At 72.0% G+C, this 15,586-nt stretch carries 13 protein-coding genes and 1 pseudogene; 3 read left to right on the top strand and 11 right to left on the bottom strand.

Annotated features, from left to right (window positions below; genetic code table 11):
* Positions 1 to 46: 46 nt before the first annotated feature.
* The 5 genes and pseudogenes from aroC to IF129_RS27150 form a co-directional block, all read right to left on the bottom strand.
* Positions 47 to 1,231 (bottom strand): chorismate synthase, encoded by a 1,185-nt coding sequence (gene aroC / locus IF129_RS11230; RefSeq protein WP_191209416.1) that lies wholly within the window; start codon positions 1,229 to 1,231, stop codon positions 47 to 49.
* Positions 1,228 to 2,571, bottom strand: a complete 1,344-nt coding sequence (gene aroA, locus IF129_RS11225; protein WP_191209415.1) for a 3-phosphoshikimate 1-carboxyvinyltransferase — start codon at positions 2,569 to 2,571, stop codon at positions 1,228 to 1,230. Before aroA ends, aroC begins: the two co-directional genes overlap by 4 nt.
* A complete protein-coding gene (gene tkt, locus IF129_RS11220; protein ID WP_191209414.1) occupies positions 2,568 to 4,691 on the bottom strand; it encodes a transketolase in 2,124 nt (707 codons plus the stop codon). Before tkt ends, aroA begins: the two co-directional genes overlap by 4 nt.
* Before the next feature lie 50 nt (positions 4,692 to 4,741).
* The gene (locus IF129_RS11215; RefSeq protein ID WP_224754748.1) at positions 4,742 to 5,944 is read right to left on the bottom strand and encodes an IS701 family transposase; all 1,203 of its coding nucleotides are present in this window, start codon (positions 5,942 to 5,944) and stop codon (positions 4,742 to 4,744) included.
* A pseudogene (locus tag IF129_RS27150) lies at positions 5,941 to 6,174 on the bottom strand (IS701 family transposase); the annotation flags it as partial. The gene IF129_RS11215 and the pseudogene IF129_RS27150, both read right to left, overlap by 4 nt.
* 422 nt (positions 6,175 to 6,596) lie before the next feature.
* Here IF129_RS27150 and IF129_RS11210 point away from each other — a divergent pair.
* On the top strand, positions 6,597 to 7,181 hold the full coding sequence (locus tag IF129_RS11210) for a TetR family transcriptional regulator (protein WP_191209413.1): 585 nt from the start codon (positions 6,597 to 6,599) through the stop codon (positions 7,179 to 7,181).
* 311 nt (positions 7,182 to 7,492) lie between these two features.
* Entirely contained in the window at positions 7,493 to 8,266 is a 774-nt protein-coding gene (locus tag IF129_RS11205) for an SDR family NAD(P)-dependent oxidoreductase (RefSeq protein ID WP_191209412.1), read from the top strand.
* A gap of 77 nt (positions 8,267 to 8,343) precedes the next feature.
* Here the strand turns inward: IF129_RS11205 and IF129_RS11200 are convergent, their stop codons facing one another.
* Positions 8,344 to 9,252, bottom strand: a complete 909-nt coding sequence (locus IF129_RS11200; RefSeq protein WP_191209411.1) for a ScbA/BarX family gamma-butyrolactone biosynthesis protein — start codon at positions 9,250 to 9,252, stop codon at positions 8,344 to 8,346.
* A 220-nt stretch (positions 9,253 to 9,472) separates the two neighbouring features.
* On the opposite strand from IF129_RS11200, the gene IF129_RS11195 reads away from it, so the two are divergent.
* Positions 9,473 to 10,090 (top strand): ScbR family autoregulator-binding transcription factor, encoded by a 618-nt coding sequence (locus tag IF129_RS11195; RefSeq protein WP_318153670.1) that lies wholly within the window; start codon positions 9,473 to 9,475, stop codon positions 10,088 to 10,090.
* Between the two features lie 95 nt (positions 10,091 to 10,185).
* Here IF129_RS11195 and IF129_RS11190 read toward each other — a convergent pair whose 3' ends face one another.
* The 5 genes from IF129_RS11190 to IF129_RS11170 form a co-directional block, all read right to left on the bottom strand.
* Positions 10,186 to 11,121: a 4'-phosphopantetheinyl transferase family protein gene (locus IF129_RS11190; protein ID WP_191209410.1), complete on the bottom strand. Its 936-nt coding sequence runs from the start codon at positions 11,119 to 11,121 to the stop codon at positions 10,186 to 10,188.
* Positions 11,122 to 11,134: 13 nt separating this feature from the next.
* A complete protein-coding gene (locus tag IF129_RS11185; protein ID WP_191209409.1) occupies positions 11,135 to 11,539 on the bottom strand; it encodes an acyl carrier protein in 405 nt (134 codons plus the stop codon).
* A 42-nt stretch (positions 11,540 to 11,581) separates the two neighbouring features.
* Entirely contained in the window at positions 11,582 to 13,474 is a 1,893-nt protein-coding gene (locus IF129_RS11180; protein WP_191209408.1) for an anthranilate synthase family protein, read from the bottom strand.
* Between the two features lie 38 nt (positions 13,475 to 13,512).
* Positions 13,513 to 14,214, bottom strand: coding sequence for an isochorismatase family protein (locus tag IF129_RS11175; protein WP_191209407.1), 702 nt, complete (start codon positions 14,212 to 14,214; stop codon positions 13,513 to 13,515).
* A 176-nt stretch (positions 14,215 to 14,390) separates the two neighbouring features.
* The gene (locus tag IF129_RS11170; protein ID WP_191209406.1) at positions 14,391 to 15,563 is read right to left on the bottom strand and encodes a 3-deoxy-7-phosphoheptulonate synthase; all 1,173 of its coding nucleotides are present in this window, start codon (positions 15,561 to 15,563) and stop codon (positions 14,391 to 14,393) included.
* Between the last annotated feature and the right edge of the window lie 23 nt (positions 15,564 to 15,586).

Raw genomic sequence — 15,586 nt, 5'->3', positions numbered from 1 at the left:
GTCCTGCCCACGCCGGACGGTCCGATGAGCACGGTGAGGGGGGAGGTCATGCGATCTCCACGTGGGCGAGGAAGCCGGTGACGTTGCGACGGGTCTCAGCGGTGCTGTCGCCGCCGAACTTCTCCGCCACCGCGTCGGCGAGCACCAGCGCCACCATCGCCTCCGCCACGATCCCGGCGGCCGGCACGGCGCAGACGTCCGAGCGCTGGTGGTGCGCGGTGGTCGCCTCCCCGGTGGTGACGTCCACGGTGGCCAGCGCGCGCGGGACGGTCGCGATCGGCTTCATCGCGGCCCGCACGCGCAGCGGTTCACCGGTGGTCAGCCCGCCCTCGGTGCCGCCCGCGCGGCCGGAGGAACGGCGGATGCCGTCGGCCGTGGGCACGATCTCGTCGTGCGCCCGCGAGCCGGGCACCCGCGCCAGGCCGAAGCCGTCACCCAGCTCCACTCCCTTGATCGCCTGGATGCCCATCAGGGCCGCGGCGAGCCGGGCGTCCAGCCTGCGGTCCCAGTGCACATGCGAGCCGAGGCCGACCGGCACGCCGTCGGCGAGGACCTCGACCACACCGCCCAGGGTGTCGCCGTCCTTGTGTGCCCGGTCGATCTCCGCGACCATCGCCCTCGACGCGCCCGCGTCCAGGCAGCGCACCGGGTCCGCGTCGAGGCGCGCCACGTCGCCCGGCCCGGGCGTCACCCCGCGAGGGGCCCGGGCAGCGCCGAGCTCCACGACATGGCTGAGGATCTCGATGCCGACCGTCTCCCGCAGATACGAACGTGCCACCGCGCCGAGCGCCACGCGCGCCGCCGTCTCCCGTGCGCTGGCCCGCTCAAGGACGGGCCGCGCCTCGTCGAAGCCGTACTTCTGCATACCCGCCAGATCCGCGTGGCCCGGGCGGGGGCGGGTCAGCGGGGCGTTGCGGGCCAGGCTCGCCAGGACGGCGGGGTCGACCGGGTCGGACGCCATGACCTGCTCCCACTTGGGCCATTCGGTGTTGCCCACCGTGATCGCCACCGGAGAGCCCAGCGTGCGGCCGTGGCGTACCCCGCCGAGGAAGGTCACCTCGTCCCGCTCGAACGTCATGCGCGCGCCACGCCCGTGGCCCAGGCGCCGCCGCGCCAGCTCGTCCACCACCATCCGCGTCGTGATCGGTACGCCGGCGGGCAGGCCCTCCAGCGTCGCGACGAGGGCGGGGCCGTGGGACTCCCCCGCGGTCAGCCAGCGCAACCTGGTCATCGTTCTCCCGCCTTCCTCGTGTCCCGGTGGCCGCCTACGTCGTGCGGCTCGCTGAACGGAACCCGCTCCGGGACGGTGTAGTCGGGGAAGAGCCGCGCCATCTCCTGGTGGAACCCGGGGAAGGTCTTCGTCACGCAGTAGGGGTCGTCGAGGACCATCGGGACCCGCGCGGCAAGGCCCAGGACGGAGAAGGCCATGGCGATCCGGTGATCGCGGTGGCAGGCGATCCGGGCAGGGCGCGGGGTGCCGGGATGGACGGTGACCGAGTCCTCCGTCTCGTCCACCCGGACCCCGCAGGCGCGCAGGTTCCGCGTCACCGCGGCGACGCGGTCCGACTCCTTGAACCGCGCGTGCCGTACACCCCCGAGGGTCAGGGGCGCGTCGGCGAGCGGGGCGATGGCGGCGAGCGTCATGAAGGTGTCCGAGATGTCGCCCATCTCCAGGTCGAAGCCGCCGCGCAGCCTGCCGGTGCCCGTCACCGTGACGGCGCGGTCGCCGACCTCCACCTGGGCACCCATCGTGCTCAGCGCCTCCACGAACCGCAGATCGCCCTGGATGCTGCGCCCGCACAGACCGGGCACGGTGATCCGCTGCTCCGTCGCCGCGGCGGCCGCGAAGAGGTAGGAGGCGGTGGAGGCGTCGGGCTCGATGACGAGGGCGGTGGCCCGGTAGCCGCCCGGCCGCACCTCGATCACGCCGCTCTCGGGCTCCTTGACGTCCGCGCCGAAGCGCCGCATGAGGTCCAGTGTCATGTCGAGGTAGGGGCGGCTGACCGAAGCGCGCAGGTCGGCCCGGACCGGATGCCGCATCAGCGGGGCCGCCATCAGCAGGCCGCTGAGGAACTGGCTGCTCATGGAGGAGTCCACCCGAAGTTCACCGCCCTCCAGGCCGGCGGCGCGGACGGTCAGCGGGAGCCGTCCCGGAACCGGGGTCTCCAGTTCGGCGCCGAGCTCGGTCATGGCCGTCATCAGGGGACTCAGCGGCCGGGCCCGCAGCTGTTCGGAGCCGTCGAAGGTGAAGACGCCCTCCCCCGTCGCGCAGAACGGGGGCAGGAAGCGGGCCGCGGTGCCGGCGTCCGCGCACCACACCACCGCCGTGCCGGTGGGGCCGCGACCGGAGCCGGTCACGGCCCAGAACTGGTCGCTGGGGCTGTTCTCGACCCGAGCCCCGAGGCGGCCGACGGCCTTCCCGAAGGCGAGGGTGTCGTGGCTGACCAGCGGGGCCCAGAGCGTGCTGGTGCCGTTCGCGGCGGCGGCCAGAAGCAGGGCCCGGGTGGTGATGCTCTTGGAGCCGGGGACGTGGGCGGTCAGCGGTCGCGGCGGAGCGGGTCGCGGCGTCATCGGCGGACCGTCCTCTCCACGGCGTTCTGCGCCGCGGCGGCGATCGCCTCGGGGGTGAAGCCGAACTCGCGGAAGAGCAGGGCACCGTCGGCGGAGGCCCCGAACCGTTCCAGGGACACCACGTGTCCCACCTCGCCCGCGATGCGTTCCCAGCCCAGGCCGACGCCGGCCTCGACGGTGACCCGCGCGCGGACACCGGGGGGCAGCACCTGGTCCCGGTAGGAGCGGTCCTGCTCCATGAACCACTCCAGGCACGGCATCGACACGACGCGGGCCGGGATGCCGAGGTCCCGCAGCAGTTCCTGTGCGGCGACCGCCAGGGAGACCTCGGACCCGGTGGCCACGAGCAGGGCGAGCGGATCCCCGCCCTCGGCCTCACGGAAGACGTAGCCGCCCCGCGCGGCCCCCGCGTCGGGGGCGTACACGGGCAGGTTCTGCCGGGACAGCACGAGTCCGTGCGGGGCCGGGTCGGTGCCGCGCCGGCGCAGGATCTCCGCCCAGGCCGCCGCCGTCTCGTTGGCGTCCGCGGGGCGTACGACGTTGAGGCCCGGTACCGCCCGCAGGGAGGCGAGGTGCTCGACCGGCTGGTGCGTGGGGCCGTCCTCGCCGAGCCCGATCGAGTCGTGGGTCCACACGTAGGTGACCGGGAGCCGCATCAGCGCGGCCAGCCGCACCGCGGGGCGCATGTAGTCGGAGAAGACCAGGAAGGTGCCCCCGTAGATGTGGGTCGAGCCGTGCAGGGCCACACCGTTCATCACGGACGCCATGGCGTGCTCTCTGATGCCGAAGTGCACGGTGCGGCCGTACGGGTCCGCCTGCGGCAGGGGGTTGCCCACCGGAAGGAACGAGGACGTGCCGTCGATCGTGGTGTTGTTGGAGCCCGCGAGGTCGGCGGAGCCGCCCCACAGCTCCGGCAGCAGCGGCCCCAGGGCGGCGAGCACGGTACCCGACGCCTTGCGGGTGGCCACGGCGGTTCCGGGCGCGAACGTGGGGAGCTTGCTCTCCCACCCGGTCGGCAGGTCCCCCCGGGTGATCCGCTCGTACTCCGCGGCCCGTTCGGGGTGGGCATCCCGCCAGTTCGCGAACCGCGCGTCCCAGACGTCGTGTTCACCACGGCCGCGGTCGAGGGCGGTACGGGTGTGGGCGAGCACCTCCTCCGGTACGTGGAACGAGAGTCCGGGGTCGAGACCGAGTACCTCTTTGGTGGCCGCGACCTCCTCGGCGCCGAGTGCGGCGCCGTGTGCGGCGGCGGTGCCCTGGGCCCGGGGAGCGGGCCAGGCGATGACCGAACGCGCGGCGATCAGCGAGGGCCGCTCGCGTTCCTCCCTGGCCGCGAGGAAGGCTTCGCACAGCGCCCCGGGGTCCAGGTCGCCGTTGGCCTTCGGCTCCACCCGCCGCACGTGCCAGCCGTAGGAGGCGTACCGCTGCACGACATCCTCGGAGAAGGCGGTGTCGGTGTCCCCTTCGATGGAGATGTGGTTGTCGTCGTAGAGCACGACGAGGTTGCCCAGCTTCTGGTGTCCGGCCAGGGACGACGCCTCGGCACACACGCCTTCCTGCAGGTCGCCGTCGCCCGCGATGGCCCAGACCGTGTGATCGAAGACGGACGAACCGGCCGGGGCCCCGGGGTCGTACAGGCCGCGCTCGTACCGTGCGGCCATCGCCATGCCCACCGCGTTGGCGACGCCCTGCCCCAGCGGCCCGGTGGTCGTTTCCACCCCGGGGGTGTGGCCGTACTCCGGGTGGCCGGGAGTGCGGCTGCCCCAGCGGCGGAACGCCTTCAGGTCGTCCAGGGTGAGCGGGTAGCCCGCCAGCATCAGCTGGACGTACAGCAGCACGCTGGCGTGGCCCGCCGAGAGGACGAAGCGGTCCCGCCCCGCCCAGGAAGGGTCGGCGGGGTCGTGCCGCATCACCTTCTGGAAGAGGACGTACGCGGCCGGCGCGAGGCTCATCGCGGTTCCGGGGTGTCCGTGCCCGGCGTGCTGCACCGCGTCCATGGCCAGGGCGCGGGCGGTGTCGACGGCCCGCTGGTCGAGCGCGCTCCACTGGTCGGGGCGGCGGGTGGGTTCCTCGGCGCGCCGTGTCGACTGTTCCGGTGCGGTCTGCGGTCGTAACTGCATGGGTCTCGTCCCTAAGGAGTTCGGCGGTCCGGAAGAACCGCAAGACGGGTTCATGAAGCGCTGCGGAGCGACTGCTGGGGCCGGCCGGCCAGGACGGCGACGGCGTGGGCGACCGAGGCGAGGGTGACGTGCCGGTGCCAGCCGGTGAAGGAGCGTCCCGTGAAGTCCCGGAGGCCCACCCGGTCCGCCACGGCCGCGGAGTCCTGGGTCACCCGGTTCGCGAGCCACCCGAGGCGGGCCAGATGCTCCACGGGGACCGTGGTGCGGTTGGACAGCCACAGCTCGCCCGGCCAACGGGCGCCGTACGTGCCCAGGCCCACGAGCGCCAGGTGCCCGCGCCCCGGCCCCGGAGGCCGGGGCAGCGCCACGCGGACGGCGGCGGCCAGGGGCAGACCCTCCGCCACTCCCGCCAGGGGGCGCCTCCCCGGCACCGGCCGCCGCATGTTCCGGGCCATGCCCATGATCTCGTGCGCGGTGAGCGTGGTCTGCTCCCGGCCGGGCACGGCGGGGTCCGTCACCGTGAGCGGGGTGTCCCGCCCCACGCGTACCAGGAGCGGGGCGCGGGTGGCGGCCAGCTTCTCCGGGAGCGGCTCGTGCGCGTCGCCGAGGTCGAGGACGGTGGGCCGCGCCCGCAGTCCCCAGCCCAGAGCGGTCTCCCGGAAGGCCTCGGCCGCGCATTCGGCCAGGCTCTCCGAGCTCGTTCCCTCCGGGATCGCCGCCTGACTGCGCCGGGAGCCGTCCACGAGCCACGAAGAGGGCAGCTGCAGACGCCAGTTCACCGGCACGCTCGCGGACTCCGAGGCCGCCCAGACCCCGACGGCACGCTGCGCGTTGAGGGTGTGTCCGAGCGCCGGAGAGAAGTACCGCCACACTCCGACGGAGTTCTGCCCCGCCTTCGGGATGGTCATGGGCGTCACCACCCACGCCCGGGTCGGCAGGGCCGCCTCCAGGGTGTCGGCGAGGGCCCGGCGGAGGGGGACCCAGTCCCAGGTGGAGTCGCTGATGAAGTGGTGCAGGTTCTGCTCCGAGACCTGGCTTCCGAGCAGGTTCGCGATGTTGCGTATCGACTTGCGCCCCTGGGTGGACAGCAGTCCGTTCAGGTACTGGGTGCCCTTGCGGCGTTGGTCACTACGGGGCAGCGAGGCGAAGACCCGGGAGGTCAGCTCGGCGAGCACCGTGTCACGGGAGGCGGCGTCGGAGGGAGTCGGGCGGTCGTCACGGGCACGGATGTCACGCGGGTGTACATCGATCATGGCTTCCTCACAGTTGCCCGGGCGGACCTGCTGGTCTCCAGGCGGAGAGAGAGGTACGCGGCGGAGGGCGGCGTCATGTGGCGATGCCGGCCGGGAAGGGAACGCCCCTCGAAGTCGAGGAGCCTGAGCTCGTTCTGAACGTCCCGGACGGCCGCTTCGGTCACGGCGGTGCGCTGCGCGAGCACCCGCACGGAGACCGGCGGCGCGTCGTGGAGCGCGGTGGTCCCGTACCCAGGAGCGGCGTTTTTGCGTGGGGGAGGTCCGCCGCAGGTCGGCGGCCTCCCAGCGGCGCCGGTCACTGCGGAGCAGGTATCCGAAGACCCGCTCCCCGTAGGCGGTCAGGCCGGCGGGGCAGCCGTGCTGCGGGCGCTCCGGCGCGACGAGGGCGGCGGCGGCCTGTGCGGACATGGCTGTCTCCTTGGTCAGTCCTGACGCGGGGAACCACTCACGAGGCAAAACATAATAATGATTCTTCTTCTCTTGAAGAAAGAGAGTGCCTTACATGGACAAGTTCGTCAACTCGCCGTTGTGAACAGCAGGTGAGTCGTGGACCGTGTCTGGTGATCAACGGATGTCTGAGAACAGGGAGCGGGAGGTCGCGGTGGCGCCAGACGCGAAGGGAAGGAGGGCAGCACGACAGCAGGAGAGGTCCTTGCTGACACGCGACGCTCTGTTGGACGCCGCCGCACGGGAGATCGACGCGCACGGCCACGCCTCCGCGGCCATGCACCACATCGCGAAGGCCGCCGATGTCACGACGGGCGCTCTGACCTTCCACTTCCCCACGAAGGGACGCCTGTTCGCGGAACTGACGGAGCTCGGCCTCTCCCGTATCAGGGAGCGGGCCGACGAGGTGGCCCAGCTCCCGGTGCCGCCCCTGCGCAAGGCATGCCTACTCGTCCTCGCCCTTCAGGAACTGCTGCAGGGCGACGTCGTGACACGTGCGGCCGTCCGGCTGTCCGGAGAGCTCCCGGGGGCCGCCAACTGGTCGGATACCTGGCTCCCGCTGGTGCGGGAGATGCTGGAGGGCGCGAACGAGAGTGGGCAGTTGAGGAAGGGCGTCACACCGGACGCGGTGACGGAGATGACCCTCTACCTGGCCACCGGGACCGAGGTGCGGGCCCGCGGCAACGCCTCGACCGCCGAGGGCACGGAGACCACCAGGGCGCGCTTCACCGAGCTCTGCGACCTGCTCCTCTACGGAGCCTCGGCCCTGCGCCCGCCAGAGCCCCGATAGGGGGCGTTCCGGACGTTCCGTCCGGCCGGGAGCGCCCCGCACGCACTCCCCCGGCCCACGCCGGGAGGTGCCCCGCACCCTTCTCCCTCCGCCTCGCGACCGCACGCGCCAGACCCCCGCACTCCGGGCGGACGACGCCACGTTCCCGACGCGCCCGCCGGCGACCAGACTACGGAACGTCGCAGCGCGATCACCTTCGGGGCTGTAAAATCACATAAGAAGCATTATTCTTTCGAGTGTCAGCGGCAGGGGCTGAGGCAAGGCCACCCCTGACGGTCGAAGGAAGCAGCCGAGGGGGAGTGAGGATCACTATGGCAGGTGGCAGAGGCTTACTGCGGGACAAGGTCGTCATGGTCACGGGAGCGTCCAGCGGGATCGGCGCGGCGGCCGGGCGTGTGTTCGCCGCCGAGGGCGCGGCCGTCGTGCTCGTGGCGCGGCGCGAGGAGCGGCTGCGCGAGCTGGCCGACGAGATAGCGGCGGCCGGGGGCCGTGCCCTGGCGGCCACGGGCGACGTGACCCGGGAGGCCGACGTCGAACGGGCCGTCGCGGAGGCGGTGTCACGTTTCGGCAGGCTGGACGGGGCCTTCAACAACGCCGGGTACACGGTGGCCGGGGGCTTGTTGCACGAGACGGATCCCGAGGTCTTCGAGCAGATCATGGCGGTGAACGTCCGAGGCGTGTGGAACTGCATGCGGCACCAGATCCCCGCCATGCTCGACTCCGGGCGCCCTGCGGCGATCGTGAACACGTCCAGCGTGGCAGGGGTTCTGGCAGCGGGTGTGTCCTCCGTCTACGTGGCGGCCAAGCACGCGGTTCTGGGCCTCACCCGGGCGGCCGCCTCCGAGTACGGGCAGCGGGGCGTCCGCGTGAACGCCCTCGTGGTGGGGAGCACCCGTACCGAGTTGATGGACGAGGTCCTGGAGGACACCCCGTCCCTGGAGGAGTCGTTCGTCGGCCGCTCGGTCCAGAAACGGATGGCCGCACCGGAGGAGATCGCCCACAGCGCCGCCTGGCTGTGCAGCGACCGGGCCTCCTTCGTCACGGGCGCCGCGATGCCGGTCGACGGCGGCTGGACCGCGGCCTGACCCCCGGCTCCGGACGCCGCACCCACCACGGGCGGCCTGTACGACCCCGCGGAGGGGCGTACAGGCCGCTTGCCGTCTCAGACGAGTCGCACCGTCGCGGACAACCGCCGGACGCCGTTCTGCCACAGAGCGACGGCCACACGGCGGTGGCCGTCCGGGTCCGCGTCCGAGGGCCGCGCCTCCGTCCAGCACGGGGCGTCGAGTTCCACGTACCGGTGGAAGGAGGTCTCCATCGCGGTCACCGACGGGCGACGGCCGGCAGGCAGCATCACCGCGGCCTGCCGGGCGGCCTCCAGGAGGAGCAGGCCCGGAGCGTGATCGAGCGGGTGGTCGAAGAAGAGGGGATGCGTGGTGTCGACGCGCAGACGTCGGCCGCGGTCGGTCGGAGGACCCAGAACCACGTCGCGGCGCCGCGTGCGCCCCAGGGCGGACGGCACGATCGGCGCGGCGGGGGTGGCCGGCAGGGCGGCGACGGCATCGGGGGTTCCGCGCCCCGCCCGCAGACGCCGGTAGACGGCCGGGGACTGCACCGTCAGGCGCGTCGTGCACTCGGCGAGCAGACGCGTCCCCCGCAGCACGGTGATGAGCAGCGACAGTGCCGAGATCCGCTTGCCGCGGAAGGCCGACTCCAGGCATGTGACGTGGAGTTCGAGCTCTCCGGCGCGGTCGTCGGGTCTCAGGGCCTCAGGGGTCAGTGCGTAGCCGAAGGTGTCCCAGAGCAGATGGTGGCCCAGCGGGACGTCGTACGCGCTGTGGCACAGCAGCGGAAGACACTGACGTACCGTCTCCGTGAGGAGCAGCGGGTCGAGCTCGGTCCACCCGGTGGCGTAGCACCCGTGCGCCTCGGGCCAGTGGGCCGAGACGACGAATCCGTCGCCGTCGTCGGGCCGTAAGCCGGTCAGGAGCACTTCGGCGGGGCGGACCTTGTGGACGAGCTCCCCCGGCACGAACACAGGAAGGGGAGCGAGGGTGGCGGTGCTGGGCATCGGTGATCCTCCGGAAGGTAGGGATACGACGCGCACAGGGGCATGCCGCTGACGCACGACAGGGGCGCTTACGGGAGTGCGGCGAGCAGGAAGGGCCCGGTAGGACACGGTCGCCTGGACGGCACGGGCCACGGCAGATAACATAAGGATGATTCTTTTTTTTGTCTAGGCCTGTACCGGCCGACGCCTGTACCGGCCGACGGACGAGCGGAGCTCAAGCGTGGAACGTCAGATGCAGGAGAGAGCGGTGCGGACGCGCCAGTTGCTGCTTCAAGCGGCGGCCGAGGAGTTCGACGCATGCGGGTACGCCGCCACGGGGCTCAGCAAGATCGCGAAGCGCGCCGGTGTGACCGTGGGATCCCTGTACTTCCACTTCGAGTCGAAGGAGGGCATCGCCAAGGCGGTGATGCAGGCGCAGCCCCAGAGCATCGAGCCGTACCTCGACACCCAGGGGCTGCAGCGCCTCGTGGACATCACGCGCGTGTGGGCGCAGCAGCTTCTGCGCGACCCCCTGCTGCGCGCCGGTGTCCGGCTCTCCGTGGAGCAGGGCGGCTTCGGCGTGCACGACGTCACCTCGTTCGTGCAGTGGCGGGACGTCATGGAGGAATGTCTCCGCGACGCACGTGAGAGCGGGGAGTTGCTGCCCGGGGTCGACCCGGCGATGGTGGCCGAGTTCATCGTCAGCGCGTGCACGGGCGTCCAGCTGTACGCCCAGTTGGTGAACGAGCGCGAGGACCTGCCGGAGCGCACCGTGGAGATGTGGCGGCTCCTGCTCCCGGGAATCGCCACACCGGGCACCCTACCCCGCATCGACCTCGAACCACGCGGCGAATCCTGACCGGTCCGCCGTTCGCGCGGCCGACCAGGGGGTGTCCTGTCGGTCTTGGCGGAACCGCCAGGATCGACAGGACACCCCCTGGCACCGTTGCGGCGTCAGGAGACCGTCTGCGGCAGCTCCAGCTCCTGCGGTGCCTCCCGGCTCCAGGGAAAGCCGTGGTGCAGCAGGAGAACGGACGGCACCTCGGCGTCGTCCAGGAGCGCCACGGCAGCCAGGACCCCGGGCTCCGGTTCCAGTTCCAGGAACCGCCACGGCAGCGCTTCCTCGGTCTCGGGCGGCCGGAACCGCAGGACGCCGCGCTCCTCGTGCAGAGTGAAGGAGAAACTGTCGAAGGGGAGTTCAAGGCCCAGGCCGCGCGCCTTGGAATACGCCTCCTTCAGCGTCCACAACCGCAGGGTCCGACAGTCTCGTGCGCGGCCCGGAGCGGCCTGTGCCACCCAGTCCCGCTCCTCACGCGCGAAGGTGTCGATGATCGCGTCGAGCCCCTGCCCCCCGCGATCGACCCGCTCCACGTCCACCCCGACCCGGTGTCGGCGTACCACGCCGAGCAGGTTGTAGCCCCCGGCGTGGGACAGGTTGAAGTCCAGCTCCCGTCCGCCGCGGGGCAGCCCGCGAGCCGGCCGGCGCAGGAACGGCCGCCCCCGCCGAGACCTCCAGATCACGGCCTCCGCCTCGGGCAGTCCGCTCTCCAGTGCGAGGACCCGCCGCACGAGCGCGTGAGCGACCAGGTACTGGCGCCGGTCGTCCTCGAACAGGAACCGCTCCGCGATCTCCTGCTCGTGCTCGTCCAGCCAGTGCCGTGCCAGCGTGACGGCGAGCCCGGAGTCGAGCTCGTCATCGGAGCAGAACCAGAGTTTGACGGGTGCGGGCCGCTCCGGCGCCGTCCCGGACCCGCCCCGGACGGGGAGGCTGTCGGGAGCCGCCTGCTGTCCGCGGTCGAGCGCCCTGCCTCGGTCCACGAGGAGCCACACGGCCTGTCCGCGTTCCAGAACCCCGGCCTTGAACCGGGTGAGTACTTCTCGTTCGTCCATCGTCCTGGTCCGCTCACGCCCGCTGAGGCAGTCGGGTGAGCGCCTCGTCCACGGAGAGCCGATCCTCGCGCACCGCGTCGAGCAGGGCCCCCACTTCCTCGGCGGCCACCTGGTCGGCGTCGGCGTCCTCCTCCCGGCCCTCGGCTTCGCGGACCACGAGCCCGGCGAAGGCCAGCGGGGTCGAGTACTCGAACAGCGCGCTGGCCCTGATGGCCGTTCCGTACCGGCGGTTCACCAGAGACACGAACTGGACGGCCGGTACGGATCCGACGCCCAGCGCGCGGAACGGCTGCCCGGGGTCGATCTGCTCGGGCTTCACCTGCAGCACGTCGGCGAGTTCGAGCACGAGCTCGGCCACCACGGCCGCCGGCGCCGTCGCGGACGCCGCCGTGGCGGGGGTCTGGTCTTCGAAGGACATGGCGGGGCTCCTAGAAGTCGTAGGGGGAGGTTCCTCGGTCGGTCAGCCGACGCGTGCGGCGCCCAGGTGCTCCAACAGCCCGGCGATGACGCCCGGGCCGTCCTGGGTCAGCACGGACTCGGCGTGGAACTGCGTGGAGGCGAAGCCGTCGGCCAGCAGGCCGTGCACCTCACCGCTCACCGGATCGCGACTGATCCGCACGCGTCCGTGCACGGGGTGGTCGAACGCGTCCCTCTCGGCGTGGGCGGCGAAGGTGTTGTAGAACCCCACCCGCGCGGGCCCGTCGAACCAGTCGATCTCATGCTGCACGCCCTGGTTGGGCACCGGCCTGCGGCGCAGTCGCAGCCCGAGGAGGCCGCTCAGCACCTGATGGCTCAGGCACACGGCCAGGAAGGGCCGGCCCTGCGCGAGCAGCCCGGTGACGGCGTCCCGCAGGTGGGCGATCTTGGGATGATCCGTCTCACGCGGGTCCCCGGGCCCGGGCCCCAGGATCACCAGGTCGTGCTCGGCCACGTCGTACGCCTCGTCGAAACGCCGCACCGCCACCTCGCAGCCCAGCGAGCGCACCTGATGGGCGATCATCTCGGTGAAGGTGTCCTCCGCGTCCACGATGAGGATCCGCTGCCCGGCCAGCGGCTGCTTCTGCCCGGCCGGAGCGGCCTGGTCGCGAAGCCAGAAGTCGGCGATCCCCTCGTTGCGCCGGTCGAGCGCGGCGCGGACCTGCGGGTGGGCGCCGTAGCGGAGGGGCTCGCCCTCGCCGAGTGCCGCGAGGAGCCCTGCGGCCTTGGCCCAGGTCTCCCGGACCTCGGACACAGGGTCCGAGTGGCGCACGAGCGTCGCACCGGTCCCGATGCTCATCCGGCCCGAGGCGTCGATGTCGGCGGTGCGGATGAGGATCGAGGAATCGAGGGTGCGCCCGCCGGCGGCGTCACGGCCGATGAGGGCGGCGACCCCGCTGTAGTACCCGCGGCCGACGGGCTCGTAGCGGTGGATCACCCGGGCCGCGTTCTCCAGCGGGGAGCCGGTCACCGTCGGGGCGAAGAGCGTCTCGCGGAGGATGTCGCGGACATCGCGGTCGGTCCTGCCCTCGATGAAGTACTCGGTGTGCGCAAGACGCGCCATCTCCTTCAGGAACGGGCCGACCACACGGGCGCCCGACGGGCAGACGCGGCCCATCATCTTCAGCTCCTCGTCGACGACCATGTAGAGCTCGTCGGCTTCCTTGCGGTCGTCCAGGAACGCCAGGACGCCGTCGAGGCTGGGGCCGTCCGCGGGGTACCGGTAGGTGCCGCTGATGGGGTTCATGACGGCCACGCCGCCGTGCACGCTGACGTGCCGTTCCGGTGTGGCGCCGACGAATGTGCGCCCGTGCGTGTGCACGAGGAAGGTCCAGTAGGCGCCGACCTCGCGTTCCAAAAGCCGTCGGAAGACGGACAGGGCCACCTCTCGCGAGAAGTCGGGCAGCTGCGCGGTGAAGGAGCGTTTGATGACGAAGTTGGCCCCCTCTCCCGTACCGATCTCGGATTCGATCACCCGGCGCACGATGTCCGCGTAGTCCGCGTCGGTGACGTCGAACTCTCCGTCGACGAACTTGACCGGCCTGCCGGGGAGGTGGGGCACGGTGGCGCCGAGCGGCACCGCGGCCTGTTCGCGCACGGCCATGGAGAGCAGCGGCTCGCCGTCGGTGCGCGCCTGGAAGCCCCGCTCGGTGATCTGGCCGTAGGGGACGAGAACCAGCAGGTCGTGTCCCGCGCCGGGCTCGGGCTCCTCGTCGAGCGGCAGGTCCTTGAGCGCGGTGACCTCCGTGACGTCACCGAGCAGGATCTCCAAGGTGTCGGCCCCGGCCTGCTCCGGCCGGTACAGCAGCGCGAACTCCTCCGCGCTGCCGTCGAGGATGTGGGCCAGGAGCTCGGGTGTCTCCAGCGGTGCTGCCATGGTGTTCCCCCTGTGAGCCGTTGCTGCGGACCGTGCGTTCACCGGGCTGCTCCGGGTCGTCCCACGCCCACCGGCGCGGCCGTGCTCTCCACGGACGCGGGCCCGCCCAGTTCTTCGAGCGCGGCCTTGGTCGTGAGCACCCGGCCGGAGCGCCGGGCGACGTAGTGCAGAGCGAGGCGGTGGTCCTCGACCGAGAAGTCGGCCACGGCATCGGCCACCAGGAAGGGCTGGATGTCGTGGGTGTAGGCGTCCACCGCGGTCATCAGGACGCCGATGTGCGCGTACACACCACAGACGATCAACTGGTCGCGCTGATGAAGGCGCATACGCTCCAGGAGGCGGGACTTGTGGAATGCGCTGTACCGCCACTTGGTGAACGTCCAGTCCCCCGGCCGGGATTCGAGACCGGAGACGATCCTGCGGTGCTCCGGCTCCGGGTCCATTCCGGGCCCCCAGAAGTCGCGGAGCAGGCCGCGCTCCTCGGTTGTCATGCCACCGGGCTGCGCCGTGTAGGCCACGGGGATGCCGAGCTCGGCGCAGCGCTCCCGGAGCAGCGTGGCGTTGGAGACCAGGGGACCGCCGGGCTCGCCGGTGCGGGGGAAGGGCCTGAGGAAGAACTCCTGCATGTCGTGCAGGAGCAGCACGGCCCGGTTCGCGTCGGGTACCCATCTGACCGTGTTCTCGGGCAGGTCCCCTTCCCCGGGCATGGGGTACGGCTCGACGGGCGGTATGTGGGACATGGGGGTGAGGTCCTTCCATGGAGGTGGGGGCCAAGAGCTGAGGCCCGCTGGGTCGAGGGGACGTGAAGGAGGCGGGCCCCGTCGTCGCGGGGAGGGGAAACGGGGGGCGACGACAGGGCCCGGTGCCGCCGGGCCGACCGGGACGTGTCGGCACGGCGGCTGTTCCGAGGCGCCGCTCAGCCCCGCCAGGCCGAGACGACCTCGACCGCCTGCTGGGGGTTGAGCCGCGGATCGCAGAAGCTCAGGTACTTCTCTCCCAGACGTCCCGTCTCACTGGCGTCGTGCACGCACTCGACGACGGCCTCCGGAGTGGTCTCCAGGTGGAGCCCGGCGGCGATCCCGCCGTTCCCGGTCACGGCCTTCTGGAATTCCAGGACCTCCTGCGCCACCGTCGTCACGTACCGGGTCTTGGTCCCGTCCGGGCCGCTGACCGTGTTGGCGTGCATGGGGTCCGCGAGCCACAGCACCGGATGCCCCGCGTCACGCACCGCCGTCACCAGTCCGGGGAGGACGCGGGCGGCGTTCTCCGCGCCCATCCGCGCGATGAGCGTGAGACGACCGGGCTGGCGCTGCGCGTCGAGGCGGTCGCACAGGGCGAGGATCTCGTCGGGCGTCATCGTGGGCCCGACCTTGACGGCGACCGGGTTGGAGACGGTGGCGAGCAGGGCGATGTGGGGGCCGTCGAGCTGACGGGTCCGCTCCCCGACCCACGGCCAGTGCGTCGAGGTCAGGAGGAGTGAGCCGTCGGGCTCGCGTCTCAGCATGGGGAGTTCGTAGTCGAGCAGCAGCGTCTCGTGGCTCGTCCAGACCGGTGCGTCGAGACCCTTCCCGCTCCCGGTACCGCGCCAGCCCAGGAAGTGGATGATGTCGCTGGCGGCCCGGTACCCGGACAGCAGGTTCTGCGGGTCCGGACGCCGCAGGTCGGGGTCGGGATCCGGGCGGTTCACCATGTGGCCTCGGTAGACCGGCAGTTCACGTCCGCCGACCTTCTCCACCGGTGAGGAGCGAGGCTTCGCAAACTGCCCGGCGAGCCGCCCGACCCGCAGCACCGGCCGGCCGGACGCCAGGCGCATCGTCCCGGCGAGGACGTCGAGCAGGGCGCCCTTGCGTGTGACGTCGGCCGGGTTGGCCTCCGCGGGGTCCTCCGCGCAGTCTCCGGCCTGGATGACCTGGAGGCGCCCCGTCGCCGCCTCCATGAGCAGGGAACGCAGCCGCTGCACGTCCTCGGAGTCCACCAGGGGCGGCATGCAGCTGAGGCTCGCGCGCACCTCTTCGAGTCGCGGATCACCCGCCCAGTCGGGCTGTTGTCGTGCGGGTATGGAACGGAGGTAAGTGACGATGTCGCTCATAGAGTTCCCTCGAATCGGCCGGG

Origin of the sequence: Streptomyces chumphonensis (assembly GCF_014779715.1) — a bacterium.
Lineage (GTDB): Bacteria > Actinomycetota > Actinomycetes > Streptomycetales > Streptomycetaceae > Streptomyces > Streptomyces chumphonensis.
This window is presented reverse-complemented; position numbering and strand designations above follow the sequence as displayed.

What these genes read in the sequence shown, in the direction of transcription:
- aroC (WP_191209416.1), bottom strand. Translation starts at nt 1,231, where the DNA reads ATGACCAGGTTGCGCTGGCTGACCGCGGGGGAGTCCCACGGCCCCGCC.
- aroA (WP_191209415.1), bottom strand. Translation starts at nt 2,571, where the DNA reads ATGACGCCGCGACCCGCTCCGCCGCGACCGCTGACCGCCCACGTCCCC.
- tkt (WP_191209414.1), bottom strand. Translation starts at nt 4,691, where the DNA reads ATGCAGTTACGACCGCAGACCGCACCGGAACAGTCGACACGGCGCGCC.
- IF129_RS11215 (WP_224754748.1), bottom strand. Translation starts at nt 5,944, where the DNA reads ATGATCGATGTACACCCGCGTGACATCCGTGCCCGTGACGACCGCCCG.
- IF129_RS11205 (WP_191209412.1), top strand. Translation starts at nt 7,493, where the DNA reads ATGGCAGGTGGCAGAGGCTTACTGCGGGACAAGGTCGTCATGGTCACG.
- IF129_RS11200 (WP_191209411.1), bottom strand. Translation starts at nt 9,252, where the DNA reads ATGCCCAGCACCGCCACCCTCGCTCCCCTTCCTGTGTTCGTGCCGGGG.
- IF129_RS11190 (WP_191209410.1), bottom strand. Translation starts at nt 11,121, where the DNA reads ATGGACGAACGAGAAGTACTCACCCGGTTCAAGGCCGGGGTTCTGGAA.
- IF129_RS11185 (WP_191209409.1), bottom strand. Translation starts at nt 11,539, where the DNA reads ATGTCCTTCGAAGACCAGACCCCCGCCACGGCGGCGTCCGCGACGGCG.
- IF129_RS11180 (WP_191209408.1), bottom strand. Translation starts at nt 13,474, where the DNA reads ATGGCAGCACCGCTGGAGACACCCGAGCTCCTGGCCCACATCCTCGAC.
- IF129_RS11175 (WP_191209407.1), bottom strand. Translation starts at nt 14,214, where the DNA reads ATGTCCCACATACCGCCCGTCGAGCCGTACCCCATGCCCGGGGAAGGG.
- IF129_RS11170 (WP_191209406.1), bottom strand. Translation starts at nt 15,563, where the DNA reads ATGAGCGACATCGTCACTTACCTCCGTTCCATACCCGCACGACAACAG.